This is a genomic window from Nocardia salmonicida (genome assembly GCF_036142455.1).
Taxonomy (GTDB): domain Bacteria; phylum Actinomycetota; class Actinomycetes; order Mycobacteriales; family Mycobacteriaceae; genus Nocardia; species Nocardia salmonicida.
In genome coordinates, this window is the sequence record NZ_CP108014.1 from 3,839,046 (window position 1) to 3,861,525 (window position 22,480).

At 68.5% G+C, this 22,480-nt stretch carries 22 protein-coding genes; 11 read left to right on the forward strand and 11 right to left on the reverse strand.

Annotation, left to right across the window (positions count from 1 at the left end; all coding sequences use genetic code 11):
* Positions 1–49: 49 nt before the first annotated feature.
* The gene (gene hemE / locus OHS03_RS18225) at positions 50–1,105 is read right to left on the reverse strand and encodes a uroporphyrinogen decarboxylase (RefSeq protein WP_062987893.1); all 1,056 of its coding nucleotides are present in this window, start codon (positions 1,103–1,105) and stop codon (positions 50–52) included.
* Positions 1,106–1,423: 318 nt separating this feature from the next.
* Here hemE and OHS03_RS18230 point away from each other — a divergent pair, with 318 nt between their 5' ends.
* From OHS03_RS18230 to OHS03_RS18240, 3 genes are all read left to right on the forward strand, one after another.
* Positions 1,424–1,975, forward strand: coding sequence for a DUF3000 domain-containing protein (locus OHS03_RS18230; RefSeq protein ID WP_056811191.1), 552 nt, complete (start codon positions 1,424–1,426; stop codon positions 1,973–1,975).
* Positions 1,976–1,997: 22 nt separating this feature from the next.
* Positions 1,998–3,248 (forward strand): HRDC domain-containing protein, encoded by a 1,251-nt coding sequence (locus OHS03_RS18235; RefSeq protein ID WP_328655723.1) that lies wholly within the window; start codon positions 1,998–2,000, stop codon positions 3,246–3,248.
* Between the two features lie 171 nt (positions 3,249–3,419).
* Positions 3,420–4,259 (forward strand): class I SAM-dependent methyltransferase, encoded by an 840-nt coding sequence (locus OHS03_RS18240; RefSeq protein WP_328655725.1) that lies wholly within the window; start codon positions 3,420–3,422, stop codon positions 4,257–4,259.
* 152 nt (positions 4,260–4,411) lie between these two features.
* Here the strand turns inward: OHS03_RS18240 and dxs are convergent, their stop codons facing one another.
* Positions 4,412–6,310, reverse strand: coding sequence for a 1-deoxy-D-xylulose-5-phosphate synthase (dxs, locus tag OHS03_RS18245; RefSeq protein WP_056811212.1), 1,899 nt, complete (start codon positions 6,308–6,310; stop codon positions 4,412–4,414).
* A 316-nt stretch (positions 6,311–6,626) separates the two neighbouring features.
* Between dxs and glsA the strand changes: the two genes are divergently transcribed.
* Positions 6,627–8,435 carry a glutaminase A gene (gene glsA, locus OHS03_RS18250; RefSeq protein ID WP_328664279.1) on the forward strand — a complete coding sequence of 603 codons (1,809 nt, stop codon included), beginning with the start codon at positions 6,627–6,629 and terminating at the stop codon, positions 8,433–8,435.
* 182 nt (positions 8,436–8,617) lie between these two features.
* Positions 8,618–9,289 carry an SIMPL domain-containing protein gene (locus OHS03_RS18255; protein ID WP_063004459.1) on the forward strand — a complete coding sequence of 224 codons (672 nt, stop codon included), beginning with the start codon at positions 8,618–8,620 and terminating at the stop codon, positions 9,287–9,289.
* A gap of 39 nt (positions 9,290–9,328) precedes the next feature.
* Here the strand turns inward: OHS03_RS18255 and OHS03_RS18260 are convergent, their stop codons facing one another.
* Together OHS03_RS18260 and OHS03_RS18265 are read right to left on the reverse strand one after the other, a co-directional pair.
* Entirely contained in the window at positions 9,329–10,687 is a 1,359-nt protein-coding gene (locus OHS03_RS18260) for a class I SAM-dependent RNA methyltransferase (RefSeq protein WP_328655726.1), read from the reverse strand.
* 36 nt (positions 10,688–10,723) lie between these two features.
* A complete protein-coding gene (locus OHS03_RS18265; protein ID WP_328655728.1) occupies positions 10,724–12,721 on the reverse strand; it encodes an APC family permease in 1,998 nt (665 codons plus the stop codon).
* A gap of 171 nt (positions 12,722–12,892) precedes the next feature.
* Between OHS03_RS18265 and OHS03_RS18270 the strand changes: the two genes are divergently transcribed.
* Positions 12,893–13,558, forward strand: coding sequence for a potassium channel family protein (locus tag OHS03_RS18270; protein ID WP_056811222.1), 666 nt, complete (start codon positions 12,893–12,895; stop codon positions 13,556–13,558).
* A gap of 4 nt (positions 13,559–13,562) precedes the next feature.
* A complete protein-coding gene (locus OHS03_RS18275) occupies positions 13,563–14,234 on the forward strand; it encodes a potassium channel family protein (RefSeq protein ID WP_328655730.1) in 672 nt (223 codons plus the stop codon).
* A gap of 4 nt (positions 14,235–14,238) precedes the next feature.
* Here OHS03_RS18275 and OHS03_RS18280 read toward each other — a convergent pair whose 3' ends face one another.
* The 3 genes from OHS03_RS18280 to OHS03_RS18290 form a co-directional block, all read right to left on the reverse strand.
* On the reverse strand, positions 14,239–14,883 hold the full coding sequence (locus OHS03_RS18280) for a sigma-70 family RNA polymerase sigma factor (RefSeq protein WP_255284662.1): 645 nt from the start codon (positions 14,881–14,883) through the stop codon (positions 14,239–14,241).
* Between the two features lie 128 nt (positions 14,884–15,011).
* The gene (locus tag OHS03_RS18285; protein WP_328655731.1) at positions 15,012–15,758 is read right to left on the reverse strand and encodes a DUF3159 domain-containing protein; all 747 of its coding nucleotides are present in this window, start codon (positions 15,756–15,758) and stop codon (positions 15,012–15,014) included.
* A 3-nt stretch (positions 15,759–15,761) separates the two neighbouring features.
* On the reverse strand, positions 15,762–16,169 hold the full coding sequence (locus OHS03_RS18290; RefSeq protein ID WP_056811231.1) for an OB-fold nucleic acid binding domain-containing protein: 408 nt from the start codon (positions 16,167–16,169) through the stop codon (positions 15,762–15,764).
* A gap of 74 nt (positions 16,170–16,243) precedes the next feature.
* Here OHS03_RS18290 and OHS03_RS18295 point away from each other — a divergent pair, with 74 nt between their 5' ends.
* On the forward strand, positions 16,244–16,987 hold the full coding sequence (locus OHS03_RS18295) for an alpha/beta fold hydrolase (RefSeq protein ID WP_328655733.1): 744 nt from the start codon (positions 16,244–16,246) through the stop codon (positions 16,985–16,987).
* A 126-nt stretch (positions 16,988–17,113) separates the two neighbouring features.
* On the opposite strand, the gene OHS03_RS18300 is transcribed toward OHS03_RS18295, so the two are convergent.
* Both OHS03_RS18300 and dut read right to left on the reverse strand, forming a co-directional pair.
* On the reverse strand, positions 17,114–18,013 hold the full coding sequence (locus OHS03_RS18300) for a DUF3710 domain-containing protein (RefSeq protein ID WP_062988021.1): 900 nt from the start codon (positions 18,011–18,013) through the stop codon (positions 17,114–17,116).
* A gap of 5 nt (positions 18,014–18,018) precedes the next feature.
* Positions 18,019–18,489 carry a dUTP diphosphatase gene (dut, locus tag OHS03_RS18305; protein ID WP_056811235.1) on the reverse strand — a complete coding sequence of 157 codons (471 nt, stop codon included), beginning with the start codon at positions 18,487–18,489 and terminating at the stop codon, positions 18,019–18,021.
* A 72-nt stretch (positions 18,490–18,561) separates the two neighbouring features.
* On the opposite strand from dut, the gene OHS03_RS18310 reads away from it, so the two are divergent.
* A complete protein-coding gene (locus OHS03_RS18310) occupies positions 18,562–19,098 on the forward strand; it encodes a DUF3093 domain-containing protein (protein WP_405147557.1) in 537 nt (178 codons plus the stop codon).
* An 84-nt stretch (positions 19,099–19,182) separates the two neighbouring features.
* Here OHS03_RS18310 and OHS03_RS18315 read toward each other — a convergent pair whose 3' ends face one another.
* Entirely contained in the window at positions 19,183–19,485 is a 303-nt protein-coding gene (locus tag OHS03_RS18315; RefSeq protein ID WP_056811237.1) for a DUF4193 domain-containing protein, read from the reverse strand.
* 375 nt (positions 19,486–19,860) lie between these two features.
* Here OHS03_RS18315 and cei point away from each other — a divergent pair, with 375 nt between their 5' ends.
* Positions 19,861–20,544: an envelope integrity protein Cei gene (cei, locus tag OHS03_RS18320; protein WP_062987905.1), complete on the forward strand. Its 684-nt coding sequence runs from the start codon at positions 19,861–19,863 to the stop codon at positions 20,542–20,544.
* Positions 20,545–20,574: 30 nt separating this feature from the next.
* Here the strand turns inward: cei and OHS03_RS18325 are convergent, their stop codons facing one another.
* Positions 20,575–21,474: an inositol monophosphatase family protein gene (locus OHS03_RS18325; RefSeq protein ID WP_328655735.1), complete on the reverse strand. Its 900-nt coding sequence runs from the start codon at positions 21,472–21,474 to the stop codon at positions 20,575–20,577.
* Between the two features lie 108 nt (positions 21,475–21,582).
* Between OHS03_RS18325 and ppgK the strand changes: the two genes are divergently transcribed.
* Positions 21,583–22,341 carry a polyphosphate--glucose phosphotransferase gene (gene ppgK, locus OHS03_RS18330; RefSeq protein WP_056811245.1) on the forward strand — a complete coding sequence of 253 codons (759 nt, stop codon included), beginning with the start codon at positions 21,583–21,585 and terminating at the stop codon, positions 22,339–22,341.
* Positions 22,342–22,480: the final 139 nt, after the last annotated feature.

Below are 22,480 nucleotides of genomic sequence, written 5' to 3' on the forward strand. Positions count from 1 at the left end.
TGCCCGCCGACGACGCGCACCCTGACGGACGTCGGCCGGGCACCGACCTCTACAGCGAGTGCACCAGCTCGACCAGCGCCGTCAACACGCCGGGATCGGTATCGGGCAGTACGCCGTGGCCGAGATTGAAGATGTGCCCGGTCGCGCCGAGCGTGATCGCCTCGTCGGCTTCGCGCACGATCCGCCGCGTCTCGGCCTCGACCGCGTCGAATCCGGCGAACAGGATCGCGGGATCCAGGTTGCCCTGTAAGCCTTTTCCGGCGCCGACCCGACGCACCGCGTCGGTGAGCGGCACTCGCCAGTCCACGCCGACCACGTCGGCGCCTGCCTCACCCATGGCGCCGAGCAGCTCGCCCGTGCCGACACCGAAATGGATACGCGGCACTCCGGCGGAGGCGACCTCCGCGAACACCCGCTCCGAATGCGGCAGCACGAACTCACGGTAATCGGCCAGCGACAGCGCGCCCGCCCAGGAATCGAACAGCTGCACCGCGTCGACACCGGCCGACAACTGGGCCTGCAGGAAGGCGATGGTGATGTCGGTGAGGGCGCCGAGGAGGGCATGCCAGGTCTTCGGATCGGCGTGCATCATCGCCTTGGTGCGCTCGTGCTGCTTGCTCGGCCCACCTTCCACCAGGTAGGAGGCGAGGGTGAACGGTGCGCCCGCGAAACCGATGAGCGGGGTGTCGCCGAGCGCCGCGGTGAGCAGTCGCACGCCTTCGGTGACCGCGCCGACCTCTTCGGGGCGCAGTCGCGGCAGCGCACGCACGTCGGCCTCGGTGCGCACCGGCGAGGCGATGACCGGACCGACGCCGGGCACGATGTCGAGGTCGATGCCCGCGGCCTTGAGCGGAACGACGATGTCGGAGAACAGGATTGCCGCGTCGACGCCGTGGCGGCGGATCGGCTGCATGGTGATCTCGCACACCAGCTCCGGGTCGAAGCACGACTCGAGCATGCCGACGCCCTTGCGTAGTTCGCGGTACTCCGGCAGCGATCGACCGGCTTGACGCATGAACCACACCGGGCGCCTGCTGGGCGTCGCGCCGGTGGCGGCGGCCAGGAAAGGGGCATCGGTCAACCGGCGGCGGGTGTAAGTGCTCATCGCCGTTCATCCTAAGCATCGAACCCCGACCAACCGCACGCCCAGTCGAGGTGTGGGACCAACCACACGTTCGGTCCGCCGGATACCCGACACCCACCGGACCCGTTCGCGTCGCACATCGCGCATCACATCGCCGCCGAGAATGCACCCTCCGCAACACGGCCCGCACGCAACGCGCAAGGCGGCGCGCCTCCGACGGCACCGGGCACCCACCGTCTACCGTTCCTCCTCGTGACACCGCTCGACATCCGCGACGGCGCCGCACCGACCGGGGGAACGCCCCGTGAGCCTGCTTCTTTTCGGGCGGCGGTCGATGCGATGGGCACCGCAACAGTGCACCCACAAATCGAGCTGGCGCCTATCCGGCCTCCGCAACGGTTGGCGCCGTTCTCCTATGCGCTCGGAGCGGAGGTCATCCACCCCGAGGGCCCGGTGGTGCCCATCGACTCCGAGGGCGACGCGTTCGGCAGGCTGATCCTGCTACACGACCCCGACGGCGACGAGGCCTGGAACGGCGTGTTCCGGCTCGTCGCCTACATCCAGGCCGATATCGACGCCGCGCTCGCCGCCGACCCGCTCTTACCCGAGGTCGCGTGGAGCTGGCTGGTCGACTCCCTGGAATCGCGCGGCGAACCGTTCACCGCTCTCGGCGGCACGGTCACCGCGACCAGCTCGGTCCGCTACGGCGATATCGCGGGCCCACCACGTGCCCACCAGCTCGAACTGCGCGCGTCGTGGACGGCGACGACCACCGAGATGCGCCGACACGTCGAAGCGTTCTGCGAAGTGCTGGCCTTTGCCGCCGGGCTGCCGCCCGCCGGGATCACCCATTTACGACCGGAGTCCTATACCCGCACCGATCGCCCTTGATCGCCACGTAGAGTTCACGTTTATGTCGGTCGCCGAGGAACCCACCGCAGCAGAGCCCCTGCTCGTCCCTGCCGAGGGCGTTCCACCTGTGCTGGCGACCGCCGACGAGGTCGCCGCGGCCGCCAAAGCCCTCGCCGCGGGCACCGGTCCCCTGGCCGTCGACGCCGAACGCGCGTCCGGTTTCCGCTATTCGGCACGGGCGTACCTGATCCAGCTCCGCCGCGAAGGCGCTGGCTCGTTCCTCATCGACCCGATTCCCGTCACCGACGCGCTGACCCCCCTGGCCGAGGCGATCAACGACCTCGAATGGGTCCTGCACTCCGCCGACCAGGACCTGCCCGGCCTCGCCGAACTGGGTTTGCGTCCCGCCCGCCTGTTCGACACCGAACTCGGCGGCCGCATCGCCGGCTACGAACGCGTCGGCCTGGCCGCGATGGTCGAAAACCTCCTCGGCCGCTCCCTGCGCAAGGGTCACGGCGCCGCCGACTGGTCGAGCCGCCCGCTGCCCGACGAATGGCTCAACTACGCCGCCCTCGACGTGGAACTGCTCCTCGAACTGCGCGACACCGTCGCCGCCGACCTCACCGCCCAGGGCAAACTAGACTGGGCCGCAGAGGAATTCGAGCACGTCCGCACCATGGACCCGCCCTCTCCCAAGGCCGACCGCTGGCGCCGAACCTCCGGCATCCACACCCTGCGCCGCACCCGCCAACTGGCAATCGTGCGCGAACTGTGGACCACCCGCGACGAACTCGCCCGCGCCCGCGACGTCGCCCCCGCCCGCATCCTGCCCGACTCGGCCATCGTCGCCGCCGCCACCGTCGAACCCCGCTCGATCGCGCAACTGCGCACCCTCCCCGTCTTCGGCGGCCCCCGCCAGCGCCGCTACTCGCGCGACTGGCTGGCCGCCGTCGAACGAGGCCGCACCCTCCCCGACAAACAACTCCCCCCACTGACCCTCCCCTTCGACGGCCCACCGCCGGTCAACCGCTGGGAACGCCGCGACCCCGTCGCCGCCGCCCGCCTCACCACCGCCCGCGGCGCCATGGGCGAACTCTCCACCGAACACTCCATCCCGGTCGAGAACCTGCTCTCCCCTGACCTGGTCCGCCGTCTGTGCTGGGATGGACTCCCGGACTACAAAAACGTCGGCACACCCGAAGAGTTGTCCGCGAGGATCGAGGCCTTTCTCCTTGCAGGTGGAGCGCGTCTATGGCAGCGCACCCTCGCCGTCCCCGCGCTGACCAAGGCCCTAACGCCTACGTCCGAATAGGCCGACCACGACGCGCCGTCAGGCGCTCAGAGATCGGTACTCGCCGCCCGTCATGGTGTACGGGTTGCCGAGCGCTTCCGAGAGGTCAAGCAGCACAAAATAGATCGACCCGATGCGTGCTCGACGCTAGCGTTGATTCTCGCCATCACGCCGCCGTCGAAAGGTCATGCCGTGCTCGAAGCCGAAGCGATCGCCGCCAATCGGGCGAATTGGGACGACCGGGCCGACGTGCACGCGCGGTCGCGGATGTACGACGTCGACGCCTTCCTGGCCGATCCGGACGATATTTCCTCGGTGGTGCGCAACGATCTCGCGGTGCTGGCGCCGCATCTCCCGGAATCCGGGATCCAGGGGCGGTCGCTGCTGCATCTGCAGTGTCACATCGGTACCGACACCGTGTCCTGGGCTCGGCTGGGCGCGGTGGAGGTACACGGGCTGGATCTGTCGCCGAACTCGCTGCGGCACGCGGCGCGGATCGGCGAGGCCGACGGTCGCGACATCACCTGGGTGGAGGGGGACGCGCGGTTCGCCTCGGCAGTGCTCGATCGGCGCTTCGATACCATCGTGACCAGTGCGGGCACCATCGTCTGGCTGCCGGAGCTCATCGCGTGGGGGCGGTCGATCCATGACCTGCTCGAACCGGGTGGGGTGTTCGTGATCCGCGACGATCATCCGATTCTGGGTGCGATGCAGTTCGAACCGTGGGAGATCGACGACGATTACCTCGGTGGCGGCGGCGCTCGGAGCTACTCGGACTCGGGTACCTACACCGAGGAGTCGGACGGACAGATCGCCCACACCACCCATCACGAGTGGCGCCACGATCTGGGCGAGATCGTCGGAGCGCTGCTGGGTGCCGGGCTCGTCATCGAAGCGTTGACGGAGCTGCCCTATATGGATTGGCCCGCGTTTTCCGATCTCGTACCCTGCGAGCAAGGGTGGACGCTGCCCGACGGCGCACCACGCATCCCGTTGAACTTCGCGGTAGTCGCTCGGCGGCCTCACCACTGAGCGACCTCGGGCGTCCGAGAACGTCAGGAATCCTCGCAGGGCGTGCAGGATCGTGCGGGTCCTGTCGTCGCGGGCCGTCACGCCCTGCCCCGCCGCGGGGCTGCCCTGAGCGGTACAACACCCGACACGCGGCGGGTGCTGTACCGCCCCGATCAGCGTGATTGCAGCCAGCCGCCGATCCGCTGAGCGATGGCGTCGGGGGTGAGGCCGAGCTCTTCGAGTATCTCGTTGCGGGAGGCGTGGTCCAGGAACTGTTGTGGCACACCGAGATCGCGGGTGGGGACATCGAGGCCCGCGTCGCGCAGGCGCGCGGAGACGGTGGAACCGATCCCGCCGTGCAGGCCGCCGTCTTCGACGGTGACGACGAGGCGGTAGTTCTCGGCGAGCTTGACCAGGGTGTCGGAGACCGGGATGACCCAGCGCGGGTCGACGACGGTGACCGAGATCCCTTGCGGTTCCAGCAGTTCGGCGACCTTCATGGCGGTGTCGGCGAAGGGGCCGACGGCGACGATCAGGACGTCACCGTGCTGGGACTGCGCGGACCCCGCGCTGGGGACGGCCAGTCGCAGCACGTCCAGACCGTCGAGACGTTCTACGGCCGTGATGTCTTCGGCGACACTGCCTTTCGGGAAACGCAACACGGTCGGACCGTCGGAGACGGCGAGCGCTTCGGCCAGTTCCTCACGCAGGGTGGCGCCGTCGCGGGGGGCCGCGACGCGGATGCCGGGGACGATGCCGAGCAGCGAGAGGTCCCACATGCCGTTGTGGCTGGCACCGTCGGGGCCGGTGACGCCCGCGCGGTCCAGCACGACCGTGACGGGCTGCTTGAGCAGCGCCACGTCCATCAAGAGCTGGTCGAACGCACGGTTGAGGAAGGTGGCGTAGATGGCGACCACCGGGTGCATGCCGCCCAACGCCAGACCGGCGGCTGAGGCCATGCCGTGCTGTTCGGCGATGCCGACGTCGAACATGCGCTCGGGGAAGCGTTCACCGAACGCGGCCAGACCGGTCGGGCCCGGCATGGCGGCGGTGATGGCGACGATGTCGTCGCGACGCGCGCCGTGTTCGATGAGCTCCTCGGAGAACACCGCGGTCCAGCCCTTGGCCTTCTTGCCGGCGAGGGGGCGGCCGGTGAGCGGGTCGATCGGGTCGCAAGCGTGCATCTGGTCGGCGACGTGGTTCTCGGCGTGCTCGTAACCGTTGCCCTTGCGGGTGACCACGTGCACCACGACCGGACCACCGAAGTCCTTGGCGCGTCGCATGGCTGCCTCGAGCGCGACGAGATCGTGACCGTCGACCGGGCCCACGTACTTCATGCCCAGATCGGAGAACAGTTCCTGCGGGCTCACCGCGTCTTTGATCCCGGCCTTGAGCGCGTGGACCATCGAATACGCCGAATCCCCCACGGCGGGAATGCTTTTCAGAATGCGTTTCCCGGCGACCAGTGCGTGCTCGTAGGCGGGCTGGGTGCGCAGGGCGGTCAAGCGGTCGGCGAGGCCACCGATCGTGGGGGCATAGGAACGACCGTTGTCGTTGACGACCACCACCACCGGACGATCGGGGGCGCCCGCGATGTTGTTGAGCGCCTCCCAGCACATGCCGCCGGTGAGCGCGCCGTCACCGACGACCGCCACCACGGTGCGGTCCTGGTCGGTGAGCGCGAACGCCTTGGCCAGACCGTCGGCGTAGGACAACGCGGCCGACGCGTGCGAGGACTCGACCCAGTCGTGTTCGCTCTCGGCGCGGCTCGGGTAGCCCGACAGGCCGTCGCGGCTGCGCAGCGAGTCGAAGCGGTCCTTGCGGCCGGTGAGGATCTTGTGCACGTAGGCCTGATGGCCGGTGTCGAAGATCAACGGGTCGGCCGGCGAATCGAAAATCCGGTGCAGGGCGATGGTCAGTTCGACCACCCCTAGATTGGGGCCGAGATGGCCTCCGGTGGCGGCGACCTTCTGCACCAGGAACTCGCGGATCTCGTCCGCCAGATCCCGCAGTTGCGGCACGCTCAGCCGGCGCAGATCTTCGGGTGAATCCACCCGCGACAGCACTCCCACCTGAACTCGCTCCCTCCGGACTACATTGTGATCAGCCCAGTGTATTTGCCCGCGTGACGGGCACAGGCTCGCGGGCCCTACCCAGCACGGGCACAGCGAGGTCTACGGTCGCGACGACGATACCGCCCCATGGCCGCTGAACAGGACGCGCAAGCGGAAATCGGGTTCTACAAAGGCTTACCTCACTGCGTTCTCGGCTGTGAGGACAATCTCCCGCGCGTCCCCGCCCGCACTCGGTGACGGCGCGACCTACAGTGACGCTGTGACCCGAAGCCACGGCGCGACGCGCACGATCGACCCGGGTGTGGTGGCAGGCATGCTCGACGAGGTGTACGCGGCCTGCCGCGAGGACACCTCCGGCGCGCCCGCCGACTACATCCCCGAGCTTGCCGCGGTCGCACCGGATTCGTTCGGCTTGTGCCTGGCCACCGCCGACGGGCTGGTATACGAAGTCGGCGACACCGATATCGGGTTCACCATCCAGTCGATCTCCAAGCCGTTCACCTATGCGTTGGCGCTGGCCGATCGCGGGCTCGACGGGGTGGCCGCGCACATCGATGTGGAGCCGTCCGGTGAGCCGTTCAACGAGATCAGCCTCGAACCGGAGACCCAGCGGCCGAGCAATCCGATGATCAACTCCGGGGCCATCACCGCGGCCTCGCTGATCAACGGCCGCGACGCCGCCGACAAGTTCGAGCGGGTTCGTCGCTGCTACTCCCGCTTCGCCGGGCGCGAGTTGACGATGGACCAGGCGGTCTACGAATCCGAGGCCCGCACCGGGTTCCGCAATCGGGCGATCGGGTACATGCTGCGCTCGGTCGGCATCATCGACGACGACCCCGACGATGCGGTCGACCGCTACTTCCGGCAGTGCTCGATCGAGATCACCTGTGCCGATCTGGCCATGATGGCGGCGACGCTGGCCGACAACGGGGTCAATCCGAAGACACACGAACGGGCGCTGTCGACCTCGCTCACCGAACGGGTGCTCAGCGTGATGACCACCTGCGGCATGTACAACGCCGCCGGTGACTGGGTGACCACGGTCGGGCTGCCGGCCAAGAGCGGGGTCGGCGGCGGGATCATCGCGGTGCTGCCCGGTCAGCTCGGGATCTCGGTGTATTCGCCGAGGCTGGACGGGCACGGCAACAGTGTGCGCGGGGCCGCGGCGTGCCGGGAGCTGTCGCGGCGGCTCGAATTGCACTTCTGTCACGTGACCCGGTCCGCGCGCACCGCGATCAGAGCCGACTACTCGGTGGCGCAGCTGCCGTCGCGATTGCGCCGCACGCCCGAGGACGCCGAGGTGCTGGCCGCCCACGGTGACCGGGCGCGGGTCTACGAGCTGCACGGCGACCTGTTGTTCGCCGGCGCCGAGCGGGCGGTTCGGGCGATCGAGGCCAACGCCGACGAGCTCGACGCGCTGGTGATCGACCTGCGGCGGGTCGGTGAGGTGAGTCAGGTGGCCCGCGGCATGGTCGAGCAGTTGCAGACCGAGCTGGTACGCCGCGGCAGCCGAGTGGCGCTGGTCGATCCCGATGCCAAGCTCGGGCACGAGGCGTCGAGTCTGGATCCCGACGATCCACGCGGGCGGGTGTTCATCGACCGGGATACCGCCACCGAATGGTGCGAGGACATCGTGCTCGACCGGCGTCGACCGGCCGGGACGAGCGCCCGCACGTCGATCGACCTCGCTGAGCATCCGTTGCTGGTGGGGCTGGACGCCGCCGACCGGGACCGGCTGTGCGCGGAGTTCGTCGTCCGCACGTTCGCCCGAGGTGAGGTGATCGCCGAACGCGGTGAACCACGGTCCGGGCTGTATCTGATTCTCGACGGGCGGGTGCGGGGGACGTTCCCCGGTACCGACGGGCGGGTGCACCGGTTGGTGACGTTTTCGGCGGGGATGTCGTTCGGCGAGATCCCGATGTTGATCGGTGAGAGATTCGTCAACGACATCGTCGCCGAGACCGGGGTCCGCGTGGCGGTGATGAGTCCCGCCGTGTTCGACGAGCTCGCCGAGCAGCACCCGCAACTGAAACTCGCTCTGCTGCAACGACTCGCGGCCGGGGCATACGCGCAAATGGACGCAGCTGTACGCACAGTATCGGCGAACTCCGAAAACTACTGACCATTTCCGAACGCAGCTGTACGCACAGTATCGGCGAACTCCGAAAACTACTGACCATTTCCGAACGCAGCTGTACGCACAGTGTCGGCGAACTCCGAGAACTACTGACCCGGGCAGTGGAACTCGGTCCGGACGCGAGACGTTGAGCAGCACAGCAGCCTTCGACCGACAGGAGTACCGCGGTGAGCAAGAAATCCTGGCAGGCGAGCACGACCACCTTCGGGCGCGGCGTGGTGCGCGCGGTCCCCGACCTCATCCGGTTGACGTTGTCGGTGGAATCGCGCGCCGACACCGTCGCCGGGGCCTACGGGCGCGCCGGTGACCAGGTGAGCGCGGTCGTCGCGGCACTGCGGGCTGCCGGAGTGAGTGACGCCGACATGGCGACCAGCGGCTTGAGCGTGCGCACCGAGACCGTCTACACCGACAACGGCCGCACCGAGATCGCCGGATATCTGGCATCCACCGGCCTCAGCGTGTCGCTGCGCGAAGGAACCGGCACCGAGCCCGCCGACACAGTCGCCGCCGCGGTGAACGCGGGCGGCGACGACGTGCGCCTCGGCGGTCTGACCCGAGGCGTCGCCGACCCCGCGCCGCTGCTCGAACAAGCCCGCGACGCGGCATTCGACGACGCGAAGGCCAAGGCCGAGCAGTACGCGGCCCGCGCCGGGGTAAGCCTCGGCGCTGTCCTCCAGATCACCGAGGACACCGCTCCCCCCTCCAGCCGGGCCTACGACATCAGCGCGGAGATGGACTCGTCCCCCATGCTGATGGCACGCGCCGGCTCCCCCGTCCCCGTTGTCCCCGGCGAAACCGAAGTCGGCGCGAGCGTCCGAGTGACCTGGGCCCTCGACTGACTCCGCTGTTGCCCGAAACCAGCCGGGCACCAGCACTCGTCAGCGATCGAGCAACGCCACACACTCCACGTGATGGGTAGCCGGGAACGCATCGAACGCCCGCAACTCCGCGAGGTGATACCCGGCGTCGAGGTACAACCCGAGGTCACGAGCGAAAGCCGCGGGGTCACAACCGATATGAACGATCCGACGCGGATCCGCGTCGGTGACGGCAGCGACGACATCCTTACCGGCACCGGCCCGCGGCGGATCGAGCACCACGACATCCGGCCGACCGGAAGCACTCCGAGCCCACCGCTCGACCCGATCGCTGTGCAATTCCAGCCACGGCAGATCGCCCAACGCCGCCACCCCGTCGACCACCGCCGAACGAGCCGATTCGACACCGGCCACCGCGCCGGTCTGCCCCGTCTGCTCGGCAAGCCGGGCAGCGAAGACACCGACACCGCTGTAGAGATCCCAACCGGACCCACCGGGGGCAAGCCCCGACCATTCAGCGATCAGATCCGAATAACACTGCGCCGCACCACGATGCGCCTGCCAGAACCCCGTCGCCGACAGTTCCCACCGGCGCCCCGCCACATACTCCACAACACGACCCGAACCTTCGACCACGCACTCCTCGCGAGGCGCGTTCATGGCCGACTTACGCGACGCCGCCCGGTCCCGGATCACACCACGCTCATCACCCGCGGGCGGCACCGACTCGCGACGGCGCCCCGGCCGCTGACCACGACCGCGACTGCCGCCACGCGGAGTCTCGGGACGACCGGCCGGGCCCGAGGCCGGAGTCTCGGCCAGTTCCACGATATGACGCACACCGTCACCGTCGATCGCGACGACCAGATCGGCACCCGGGGTCCACAACCGATCCGCGACACCGTCGAGCGCACCGGCGACAGGCTGCGGGCAGCGCAGATCCGCGATCACCTCGGTGCTGCGGTAGCGATGCACACCAGCGTGCCCCGCACCGTCGACGACCAACCGCACCCGCGTGCGCCAACCGCCGGTGTCGGCACCGGAATCACCGGCGATCGGTTCGACCGTCACCGCATGCTCGATCTTGGCCAACCGCCGCAGCTGCTCTTCCACCACCGTGGCTTTGAGCGCACGCTGCGCCGTGGGCGTGGCGAAGGAGAAATCACAGCACCCCGCACCACCGGGTCCCGAGACGGGACAGGTGGCGGGCACCCGGTCCGCGGACGCCTCGATGATCTCGACGGCATCGGCGCGGCAGAACGAACCGCCGCGATCCTCGGTCACCCGAGCGCGCACCAGCTCACCGGGCAGCCCGTGTCGCACGAACACGACCCGGCCCTCGTGGCGAGCGACGATGAATCCGCCGTGCCCCGGCGCCCCGAGACGTACCTCGAATTCTTGTCCGCTCCAATCACTCACGGCCACACCCACTCTCACCCTCGACCGGCGCGCCGCTCATTCGCGACGTCCTGGTCGTTCGAAACCTCGACGCACCGAACCCGGTGCGTTCACTTCGCCTGCCTGCTTGGCCCTGGTAGAGGAACTGAGCTGCCACGGCACGCTCGTCACCATCACACCCGGCTCGAACAGCAATCTGCCCTTCAACCGCAGCGCGGACTGGTTGTGCAGCACCTGCTCCCACCAGTGTCCGACCACATATTCGGGGATGAACACGGTGACCACGTCGCGCGGTGCGTTCTTGCGCACCCGCTTGACGTATTCGAGTACCGGCTTGGTGATCTCGCGGTAGGGCGATTCGATCACCTTCAGCGGCACGTTGATCTCGCTGTTCTCCCATTCGCGTACCAGCTTGCGGGTGTCGGCGTCGTCGACGTTGACCGTCACCGCCTCCAGCGTGTCCGGGCGGGTGGCGCGCGCGAAGGCCAGCGCACGGCGCGTGGGCAGGTGCAGCTTGGAGACCAGGACCAGCGAGTGGGTGCGGCTGGGCAGCACGCCGTCCCAGTCGGATTCGTCGAGTTCGCGCGAGACGGAGTCGTAGTGCTTCCGGATCAGCTTCATCACGACGAAGATCGCCACCATCGTGAGGATCGCGATCCAGGCACCGGCGAAGAACTTGGTGACCAGCACGATCATCAGCACGGCGCCCGTCGCGGTCAAACCGATCGCGTTGATCACCCGGGAACGCATCATCTGCCTGCGCTGCGCCGGGTCGGTCTCGGTGCGCAGCAGGCGCGTCCAGTGCCGCAGCATGCCGGTCTGGCTCAGCACGAACGAGACGAACACACCCACGATGTAGAGCTGGATCAGCTTGGTCACCTCGGCGCCGAAGACCACCACGAACGCGATCGCCGCACCCGAGAGGAAGAGGATGCCGTTGGAGAACGCGAGCCGGTCGCCGCGGGTATGCAGCTGACGGGGCAGGTAGCGGTCCTGGGCCAGAATCGAACCGAGTACGGGGAAACCGTTGAACGCGGTGTTGGCGGCCAGCACCAGGATCAGCGCGGTGACGATGGTGATGAAGAAGAAACCGATCGGGAAGCCGTGGAACACCGCTTCGGCGATCTGCGCGATCAGGGTCTTCTGGTGATAATCGGCGGGCGCGCCGATCAGGTGCGCGGGGTCGTGCGCGTACACGACGCGGATCTTCTGGGCCAGAATGATGATGCCCATCAGCAGCACGATCGCGATGGAACCCAGCAACAGCAGGGTGGTCGCGGCATTGCGCGACTTGGGTTTACGGAACGCGGGGACACCGTTGCTGATGGCCTCGACACCGGTGAGCGCCGCACAGCCGGAGGAGAAGGCGCGCGCGATCAGGAAGGCGAAGGCCAGGCCGTAGAGGTGCTCGTCTTCGGCGTTGAGCCCGAAACCGGCGGACTCGGCCTGGATGTCGTCGCCGAGCACGTAGGTACGGAACAGGCCCCAGGCCAGCATCACGACCATGCCGACGATGAACGCGTAGGTCGGAATCGCGAACGCCGTACCGGATTCGCGCACGCCTCGCAGGTTGATCGCGGTGAGGATCGCGATCGCCACCACCGCGAACAACACCTTGTGTGTGGCCACGAACGGAATGGCGGAACCGATGTTCGACGCCGCCGAGGAGATCGACACCGCGACGGTGAGCACGTAGTCGACCAGCAGCGCGCTGCCGACCGTCAGACCGGCGTTGGGTCCGATGTTCTTGGTCGCGACCTCGTAGTCACCACCGCCCGACGGGTAGGCATGCACGTTCTGCCGGTAGCTGGCGACGACCACCGCCATCACCAGGGCTACGGCAAGACCGACCCACGGCGCGTACACGTAAGCCGAGATGCCCGCCGCCGACAGCACCAGGAAGATTTCCTCCGGGGCATAGGCGACCGACGACATCGCATCGGAGGCGAAGACCGGAAGAGCGATACGCTTGGGCAATAACGTGTGGCCGAGCGAATCGCTACGGAACGGCCTGCCCAGCAGCACACGCTTGGCTGCCGTCGTCAACTTGGACACCGGGCTGAGCATAGAGGAGTTCACCAGCACCTTCGCGCGCACGTTCATCGGCGTCACGGCGATGTCTGGATTGTTTGCCCCGCGTCGGCGCGGGGAAAATGGGCGATGGGAGCATCCGGCGGGTACGGTCCTTGCCGGACGCCACGGGTAGGCAAGGAACGAGGGTGCACGGTGTACGTAGTGATCATGGGGTGCGGGCGTGTCGGCTCGTCACTGGCGCGTGCGCTGACCCGGGTGGGTCACGAGGTCACGGTCATCGACCGCGATCCCACCGCCTTCCGCCGCCTCGGTGAGGGCTTCACCGGGCAGGAGGTGATCGGCGTCGGCTTCGACCGTGAGGTGCTGACCCGCGCGGGGATCGAGCGCGCCGACGCCTTCGCCGCGGTGAGTTCCGGTGACAATTCCAACATCATCTCGGCGCGAGTGGCCAGAGAGATGTTCGGCGTCGAACGTGTCGTCGCTCGCATCTACGACGCCAAGCGCGCCGAGGTGTACGAACGACTCGGGATCCCGACCATCGCGACCGTGCCGTGGACCACCGATCGGTTCCTGCGCACCCTCATCGGCGACAACTCGACCACCACCTGGCGCGACCCCACCGGCGCGGTGGCGGTGACCCAGCTGACCCTGCACGAGGACTGGTCCGGTCGCACCGTGCGCGATCTGGAACGCGACCTGCAGGTGCGGGTGGCGTTCATCCTGCGCTTCGGCCAGGGCCTGCTGCCCGAATCCAAGACGATCGTCCAGGCCGACGACGTCGTCTACGTCGCGGCCACGTCCGGCACAGTCGGCGAGGCGATAGCCCTGGCCGCCAAGGCCCCACTGAGCGAGGACTGAACACATGAAGGTCGCCATCGCCGGAGCGGGCGCGGTCGGGCGCTCGATCGCCAGGGAACTCCTACGCGGCGGACACCGCGTGATGCTGCTCGAACGCCAGCTCGACCACATCGACCCGCCCGCCATCCCCGACGCCGTCTGGGTGCACGCCGACGCCTGTGAGCTGTCGCTGCTGGAGAACGCCGATCTCGAGACCTATGAGGTGGTGATCGCGGCCACCGGCGACGACAAGGCGAACCTCGTGCACGCGCTGCTCGCCAAGACCGAGTTCGGGGTGCGCCGGGTGGTGGCGCGGGTCAACGATCCGCGCAACGAATGGCTGTTCAACGAGTCGTGGGGCGTCGACGTGGCGGTGTCGACGCCGCGGCTGCTCGCCTCACTCGTCGAGGAGGCCGTGTCGGTGGGTGATCTGGTGCGGCTGATGACGTTGCGGCAGGGACAGGCCAACCTGGTGGAGATCACCCTGCCCTCCGACACCCAACTGGCAGGCAAGCCGGTGCGAACATTGACGATGCCGCGCGATACCGCGCTGGTGACGATCCTGCGCGGTGGCCGGGTGATCGTGCCGCAGCCCGACGATCCGTTCGAGGGCGACGACGAACTGCTGTTCGTCACCTCGGTGGAGGCCGAAGAGGATCTGCGGCTGACCCTGGCGACCCACGGCGTGAAGCCCTGAGTCCTTACGCCACTTTCAGTTCCGCGCGCAGCTTGTTGAGCGCGCGGTGCTGCATCACCCGGACGACCCCGGGGCTGGTGCCGATGGCCTCGGCGGTCTGAGCCGCGCTCCAGCCGAGCACGATGCGCATGTGCAGCACCTCGCGGTGATTCGGCGCGAGCACCTTCATCAGTTCATGGGTGGCGGCGCGGCGCTCGAACGCCAGGACCCAGTCCTCCGGACCCGCGGAGGCACTCGCGGTGTCGGGGAGCTCGGCCGTCGGGTAGGCGGTGTGCTTGCCGCGACGGAAGGCGTCGGAGACTTTGTTGGCGGCGATGCCGTAGACGAAGGCCAGAAACGACTTGCCCTGATCGCGGTAGCGCGGGATGGCCGTGACGGTGGCGATGAGGACTTCCTGGGTGACATCGTCGGCGGTGACGGTGAGATGGCCGGTGGAGCCCATGCGTGCCGAGCAGTACCGGCGGACCAGTGGGTGCACCAGGCGCAGGATCTCCGCGACGGCCTCGCGGTCACCGCGGGCGGCCGGGCCGATCAGCGCGTCGAGTTCGGCGCCGATGCGCTTGCTCTCCGACAGGACCGGCGCCGGGGTCTTGGTGGCGTCGCGGCGGGCGGTGGTGGCCGGTCGCTCATTTCGGTGCTCGGTTGCCATCATGGTCGCCGGTCCTCTCACGATCATCGCGTATTTTTCGGTACGCATTGATCGTGCGACGAACGGCCGGTCGCAACCAGATACCCCAGGGTGGGTACTTCCCCACCTCCGGCGCCCCGCTACCCACCCTAAGCGCGCACGGATTCCGTTCCGGCCCCGGACTTGTCGGCTTTCTCGGCGGGCAGGTGCCCGGCGCGGCGCACCGCCCAGACGGTGACGACCAGGGCCACCGCGGTGAGCGGCCAGCCCATGCCGATCCGCGCCACGGCCAGCCAGGTGGTGTGGTCGGTGTCGTAGAGCTGTGACTGCACCAGGTAGCGGGCGCCGAATACGACCACCCAGACAACGGTGGCCAGGTCGTAGAGCTTGCGAATGCGCTTGTCGGTACGCCAGTGGGAACCGTGGCCGTTGAGCGCGCCCCAGATCACCCCGACCAGCGGTCGGCGCAGCAGGATCGACACCGCGAACACGCCCGCGTACACGAGGCTGGTGTAGATCCCGAACAGGAAGAAGCCCTTGGCCTCGCCCACCCGCTGGGCGATGAGCGCGCACAGACCGACGCCGAGGAAACCGGAGACGGCAGGCTGGATGGGACTGCGCTGGACCAGCCGCCAGATGAGGATGGCGGCGGCGACGCCGAGTGCGGCCCAGATGGCCACGGTGAGGCCCGCGAAGGTGTTCACCGGGACGAAGACCAGAACGGGAAGGGTGGAATAGATCAGGCCGCTGAAACCGCCGAGCTGCTCGAGCAAGGTTTGCTCGGCCTTGTCGACCTCGGTGTCGATTTCCGGGTCCACCGTTTCATCGGTGACCACGGGCAACGCCACGGTGGCTTCGGGGTCCGCGGCAGTGCGGTACTCGTCGCTGGAGGGCATACGTCAGCTGTTCCCGCGCAATTCGTAGTAGGGGTTGAAGATCACTTTGCGGCCGTCGCGGTCGCCGACGCGGCCACGGACCAGAATGCGCCTGCCCGGTTCGATCCCGGGAATGCGCCTGCGCCCGATCCACACCAGGGTGATGGCATCGGTGCCGTCGAAGAACTCGGCCTGCACGGTGGCACCCGCGGCCTTCGGACACGCCTCGACACTGCGGAGTCGGCCCAGGATCGTCGCCTCTTCACCACGACAGCAGTCCTTGGCCCGCCGGGCACCGGAGGCTTCGACCGTCTCGGCCAATTCCTCGGCGTCGAGCTGGTCGATATCTGCGGTGAGACGACGACCGAGTCGACGAAAATATCCCGAGTCCGGACCCGATCCCGACTTGTGTCCGCCCGTGGATGACGACATGTCACGCTTCTCCCGCTAGTTGGCCGTACACCGCCACTGTAGATGGGCAAACGCCCGGCCGCTACGCTCGGTCGGTGTTGCGCACCCCACCCCAGGTCACCGTGGTCGCCCTGCCGGGGACCGGCTCCGACGCCGATTTCGCGGCCCGCGCGTTCGGGCCTGCCGCCCATGCGCGCGGACTCGCCTTCCACGCCGTCGAACCGGACCCGCAGGCCGTGATCGGGAGCTGTACCGCGGCTTTGGACGCTGCCGCGGCGCGCGGTCCGGTCCTGGCCGCGGGCATCTCCCTCGGCGCCGCGATCGCGCTCGACTGGGCAGCCGAGCACCCGAACGCGGTAGTCGGTGTCATCACAGCATTACCCGCCTGGACGGGTGCCGAAACCGCCACGTGCCCCGCCGCTTTGAGCGCTTCGGTTACCGCCGAGCAACTGCGAGCCGACGGCCTCGAGGCGGTGATCGAGCGGATGCGGGCGTCGAGTCCGCCATGGTTGGCCGACGCGTTGACCCAGTCGTGGCGCGGGCAGTGGCCCCATCTGCCCGCCGCGCTGGACGAGGCCGCGGGGTACGCGTGGCCGTCACTGGAGCAGTTGGCCGCCATTGATGTGCCGGTCGCGGTGGTCGGCGCGACCGACGACCCGGTCCACCCGATCGCGGTCGCGGAAGAATGGGCGGCAGCCTTGCCGTCGTCCCGACTGCACAGAGTGACGCTCACCGAACTGGGCGCCGACCCGGCAATACTCGGACATGCCGGATTCGCGGAGTTGAGCACGTTGCCCCCAGCGATGCACGGGCAACGAAAAACCTTGCAGGACAACTGATTTCACGGGTACATGGGTAACTCGCCGGGCACCCACGACACAAGACCCGCCACGGACCGCCGGCCCGGCAGCTGACTGAACCGCCTCCCCACGACCGGCAAAAGTCGCGGGGAGGCGGACGAGAACCTAGTTCAGGCCCAGTTGTTGCATGGCCGAACCATCGGCGCCACGGCGGGGCTCGTCGGGCAGTTTCGGCGGGAGGGCCGACGGGGGCGGGGCGGCGGCCGCGGCAGCCTGGGCCTCCAGTGCGTCCTGCTGGGCCTGGATCTGCTGCTGGTGGGCGGCGGCCAGCTGTTCGGCCAGCTCCTGGGGCAGGACCACCGGGAGCGGGTCGCGCACGGGGAGCGGTTCGGTGCCGCGGCGCACCACCGCGTCGGCCAGGACCGCGCGGGCGGCGGTGATCAGTGGACTGCGGTCGTCGACGGCGCCCTTGGGACCGGCGGCGACGAGGCGGATCATCCAGCGCGGGCCGTCGACGCCGATGAAGCGCAGGTCGGCGCCCTCGGTGATCGCCTTGACCTCGCGGCCCCACGGACCCTTCTCGACGGCCACGCTCGCGCCGTCACCGCGCAACGACTCGGCCAGATCCGCGGCGACCGTGCGCCACTGGCCCGCCGACTTCGGCGCGGCATAGGCGGCGACCGTGAGCCTGCCGTGCTCGGTGGCCAGGTGCACCGCCTGCGGGGTGCCGTCGGGGCTCATCTCCACCTGCAACTGCCCGCCCTGGGGCACCGGAATGAGCACCGAGCCGAGGTCGAGGCGCCGCGAGATCGCTTCGTCGGAGACCTCGCTGATGTCGTAGGGCCCTGCGGCGGCATCGGGGGCGTGGTCGAAATTGCCGTAGATGCGCTCGTCGGTCGGCGCGTCGTCGAAGTCCAGGCGCGCGAAGTCGGGGCGCTGGAACTCGTCGGTGTCGTACTCGTCGGAGTCAGCGTCCAGGTCGTAGTCGGCCTCGTCGTACTCGACTTCGTCGTATTCGACGTAGTCGGCCTCGTCGTCGCGCGCGCGCTTCTTCTTTCCGAACAGACCCATCACGCCTCCTTGTCGGCCAGGCTGGCATGCCCGCCGCTCGACCCGTATCCGCCGGTGCCACGGGCGGTGTCGTCGAGATCGTCGACCTCGGCGAAATCGACCAACTCGACCCGCTGCACCAGCAACTGCGCGATGCGGTCACCGCGACGCAGCTCGATGGCGGTGCGCGGGTCGTGATTGATCAGGCACACCTTGATCTCACCGCGGTAGCCCGCGTCGACCGTGCCGGGCGTGTTGACCACCGACAGACCGGCCTTCGCGGCCAAGCCCGAACGAGGGTGGATCAAGCCGACGGTGCCCACCGGCAACGCGATCGCGATCCCGGTGCCGACCAGCACCCGCTCGCCCGGTTCGATGATCACATCCTCGGTGGTACAGAGGTCGACGCCCGCGTCACCCGGATGGGCACGCGTCGGCACAGGGATGCCGGGATCGAGCCGCCGCAGCGGAATCGGTGCAAGTGCGTTCACATCGGTCGAGACTACGCGGTCGAGGCCGGACCTTCTCGTCGCAGCCCTGGTGCGGTGACCTAGTGTTGAGGGGTGCCCGACCAGCCCCATTCCCCGACGACCGCGACCACAGACACCGACCGCCGCGCGCCGAGCGCGCAGGGTCCGTCGCCCTACTCCGAGCGCCTGTGGGTGCCGCTGTGGTGGTGGCCGGTCGGCTTCGCGATCGCGGGCCTGCTCGCGGCCGAGATCCATATGGGCGCGCCGGGACTGCGGGCCTGGCTGCCGTATGTGCTGCTGGCGCCGGTCCCGGTCTGGATTCTTTTGTGGATGAGCAGGCATCGTCTTGATGTCACCGTGGCCGACGATGGTACGGCGGAATTGCGCGTCGACCGGGCCCACCTACCGGTGAGCTTCGTCGCGCGTGGCGCGGCCGTCGCGTCGACGGCCAAGAGCGCGGCGCTGGGCCGACAACTCGACCCCGCCGCCTATGTGCAGCACCGGGCCTGGATCGGCCCGATGGCATTGCTGGTTCTGAACGACCCGGACGACCCGACGCCGTACTGGTTGGTCAGTACGCGTAGGCCGGACCGGGTCTTGACCGCGCTCGGACTCCCGAGCGCGGGCTGACCCTTCCTCGCTGATCCCCTCTGGATCAGTAGTACGCAGTCCGTGCGGATCAACTGTCCACACGGTGATGCGCACTGCCTGCTGCTAGAGCGCGCAGTCCATGCAGATGAGCTGTCCACCCTTCTCCGTGGCCAGTCGGCTGCGGTGATGCACGAGAAAACAGCTCGAGCAGGTGAACTCGTCCGCCTGCTTCGGGACCACCCGAACGCTGAGTACCTCGTCGGACAAGTCCGCGCCGGGAAGCTCGAACGATTCCGCTGTATCGGATTCGTCGATGTCCACGACGGCGGACTGCGCCTCGTTGCGGCGGGCCTTCAGCTCCTCGAGCGAATCCTCCGACACCTCGTCGGATTCGGTGCGCCGCGGTGCGTCATAGTCGGTTGCCATGTCGTCTTCCCCTCAGTCCTTACTCCGTATATCCCGGATCAGTCGATTGCCGTAACCCCGCAGGGGTCCGGCGTTCGTACCGCCCCGCCGGTGGTACACCTCACACGTGCACCGGTCGTCTATCAGGTTCGACCAGCTAGCGATCTACTCCGACAGCGTTCGGTAAACGCAGGACATGCCCTTGTTGTTCCCGCGACCGACCACCGTTTCACCGGTAAATATTCGATCTGGGCGGCCAGACAATAGCGGACCAATGGGCGAAAGTCGCAATCAAACCCCCGCCGAGCCGAAACCGACGACGAATCGTCACCTGCTGGGAAACTCGCCGAGACCTCCCCGACTCGCGCACCGCCGCGGGACTCGTAGAGTGAGCGCGTGGTTTCACTGATCACCGAAGGCAGCGCGACTGATCGCGACGGCAAACCCTTTCCGCGGCGGCGGCCCGAGCTCTGGCTCGCGCTCGTCCTCGTGCTGGCTCTGGTGAGCCTGTTCGTCTGGATTACGGCGTTCCGTACCCGTGACGACAGCAACGAACCGATGGCGTGCAACGCGCCGAGCACGCCGACCGCCACCAACGCCCCGCAGCCCGCGGCATTGGGCTCACGCGTGGGCCCGACACGGCTCGAGGCGGTCGATCCGGCGGCGCTGTCGGAGTCGAAGGTGCGGGTGTTCAACGCCAACGGCAAGAGCGGACAGGCCGGTCACATCGCCTCCGCTCTCGGCGACCTCGGGTTCGCCGGCGCGCCGGGGACACAGGTCGGTAACGATCCGGTCTATGTCAGCGGGGACCTCACCTGCACCGGGCAGATCCGGTTCGGCGTGAACGGCCGACCGGCTGCCGCCTCGGTGCAGCTCGTCGCTCCGTGCGCCGAGCTGATCGAGGACCCGCGCACCGACGACACCGTCGATCTGGTCCTCGGCCAGGCGTTCGGCGAATCGCTGCGCCCCGGCGCCGACGCCGAGGCCGTGCTCCGTTCGCTGAAGAACCTCGCCCCCGGGGCGAGCTCGTCCTCGATCGATCCCGACCTCCTCGACGCCGCGCGCGACGTCAAGTGCTGAGCTGAATTCTCGGCGGCCCCGCCGTCGATGTCAGTCAGGCAGGGCGGTCGGGGCGCCGACGCGGTCGAGCAGGTCGTCGAAGTCCTTCGCGATACCGGGGGCGGCCACGACCGTCAGTTCGCCCGCGGCACCGCCGACGGTGACCGGGGGGACGTGGACGACCGCGCCCGCTTCGGCGGCGATGAGGGCGCCCGCGGCCCAGTCCCAGGCATTGAGGCCGTGCTCGTAGTAGGCCTCCAGCCGACCCGCTGCGACATGACACAGGTCCATGGCGGCGGCGCCGAGGCGGCGGATGTCGCGAATCTGCGGCAGGATCTCGGTGAGCAGCTGCGCCTGACGGGCACGGCGCGCGCTGCCGTAGGCGAATCCGGTGGCTACAAGGGCCACCGAGAGCGAATCCTCGCTACTGCAGCGCAGTGGCACCCGGGTGCCGTCCGGGCGCACAGCGTGCGATCCAGCGCCCAGTGCGGCGCTGTAGGTGGTCGCAGCGGCCACGTCGACCACGGCGCCTGCCACGGGCTTGCCATCGACCACCGCACCCACCGACACGGCGTAGCCGGGCAGCCCGTAGAGGAAGTTCACGGTGCCGTCGATCGGGTCGACGACCCAGGTGACAGTGCCCGGCGCGGTGGCGCCGACATCGCCGCCGCCCTCCTCCCCCAGAATCGCGTCGTCGGGCCTGCGCTCGGCGAGCAGCCCACGGATCAGCTGTTCGGATTCGGTGTCGACGATGGTGACCGGATCGGTGACGTGACCCTTGGTTGCCACCGCTCCCGCCACGGGTCCGCCGTCGGCGAACACCTCGGGCCTGCGGGCACGCACATGTGCGGCGGCCGCTTCGGCGAGCTCGACGGCAAGGCGGCGCAACTGCTCGTACTCGGTGGATGTGATGGGGGCGGTTGGGGTCTCGGGCTCGGTGTATTCGGGCACCGCTCCATCGCATCACATGTCGTGGCGTCTCGCGCGAGGCGTGACTACCGCTACTCTGCTTGCTGGTGTCTGTCAGGCACATCGACCGCGTCAGCAAGGGGTTGAACCATGTCCACTCGGGGGCACGCATTCGGGATCGATATCGGCGGTAGCGGGGTGAAGGGCGCCGAGGTCGATCTGGCCACCGGTCTGCTCGCCCATGACCGCATCAAGATCGCGACACCGCAGCCGTCAACGCCCGCGGCCGTCGCCGCGGCGGTCGCCGAACTGGTGGCCCAGGCAGGGTGGGAGGGTCCGGTCGGCATCACCATGCCGTGCGTGGTGCTCGACGGCCACGCCAGAACCGCGGCCAACATCGACCAGGCATGGATCGGCACCGACGCGCACGCGCTGTTCGCCGAGGCACTGGGTGGGCGAACCGTCACCGTCCTCAACGACGCCGACGCCGCCGGCCTGGCCGAGGACTCCTACGGCACCGCGCGCGACCTCGACGGCCTGACCCTGCTGCTCACCTTCGGCACCGGTATCGGCTCCGCGCTGCTCTACAACGGCGTGCTCGTCCCCAACTCCGAACTCGGCCATCTCAAGATCGAGGGCGTCGACGCCGAGGATCTGGCCGCGGCCTCGGTCAAGGACAACGAGAACCTCACCTACCCCGAGTGGGCGCAGCGGGTGAGTCGCGTGTTGCGCCACATCGAGGATCTGTTCTGGCCGAAGGTGATCGTGGCGGGCGGCGGCATCAGCCGTGATCACGAGCAGTGGATCCCCTTGCTCACCAACCGAACTCCCGTGATTCCGGCCGTATTGAAGAACACCGCGGGTATCGTCGGCGCGGCGATGGCCATCGATGCAGGCATCGCGCCGTAGCCCGGCGCGGCCTGCGACGCAACGCCTGGATGGCATCGTGCCATGAGTACCCTGGTTGGATCGTTACAATGGAACACGTCCGGCGGTGAGCCGGTGAAACCTTCCGGCCGCGGCCGGTCGCGAGAAGGTCGGTGAACGA

Bases quoted from the DNA above. Each gene is read 5' to 3' on its own strand.
- OHS03_RS18290 (WP_056811231.1), bottom strand. From the start codon at position 16,169: ATGTCGTCATCCACGGGCGGACACAAGTCGGGATCGGGTCCGGACTCG.
- glsA (WP_328664279.1), top strand. From the start codon at position 6,627: ATGCTCGACGAGGTGTACGCGGCCTGCCGCGAGGACACCTCCGGCGCG.
- OHS03_RS18275 (WP_328655730.1), top strand. From the start codon at position 13,563: ATGAAGGTCGCCATCGCCGGAGCGGGCGCGGTCGGGCGCTCGATCGCC.
- OHS03_RS18285 (WP_328655731.1), bottom strand. From the start codon at position 15,758: ATGCCCTCCAGCGACGAGTACCGCACTGCCGCGGACCCCGAAGCCACC.
- OHS03_RS18280 (WP_255284662.1), bottom strand. From the start codon at position 14,883: ATGGCAACCGAGCACCGAAATGAGCGACCGGCCACCACCGCCCGCCGC.
- hemE (WP_062987893.1), bottom strand. From the start codon at position 1,105: ATGAGCACTTACACCCGCCGCCGGTTGACCGATGCCCCTTTCCTGGCC.
- OHS03_RS18315 (WP_056811237.1), bottom strand. From the start codon at position 19,485: ATGGCAACCGACTATGACGCACCGCGGCGCACCGAATCCGACGAGGTG.
- ppgK (WP_056811245.1), top strand. From the start codon at position 21,583: ATGTCCACTCGGGGGCACGCATTCGGGATCGATATCGGCGGTAGCGGG.
- OHS03_RS18230 (WP_056811191.1), top strand. From the start codon at position 1,424: ATGGGCACCGCAACAGTGCACCCACAAATCGAGCTGGCGCCTATCCGG.
- OHS03_RS18235 (WP_328655723.1), top strand. From the start codon at position 1,998: ATGTCGGTCGCCGAGGAACCCACCGCAGCAGAGCCCCTGCTCGTCCCT.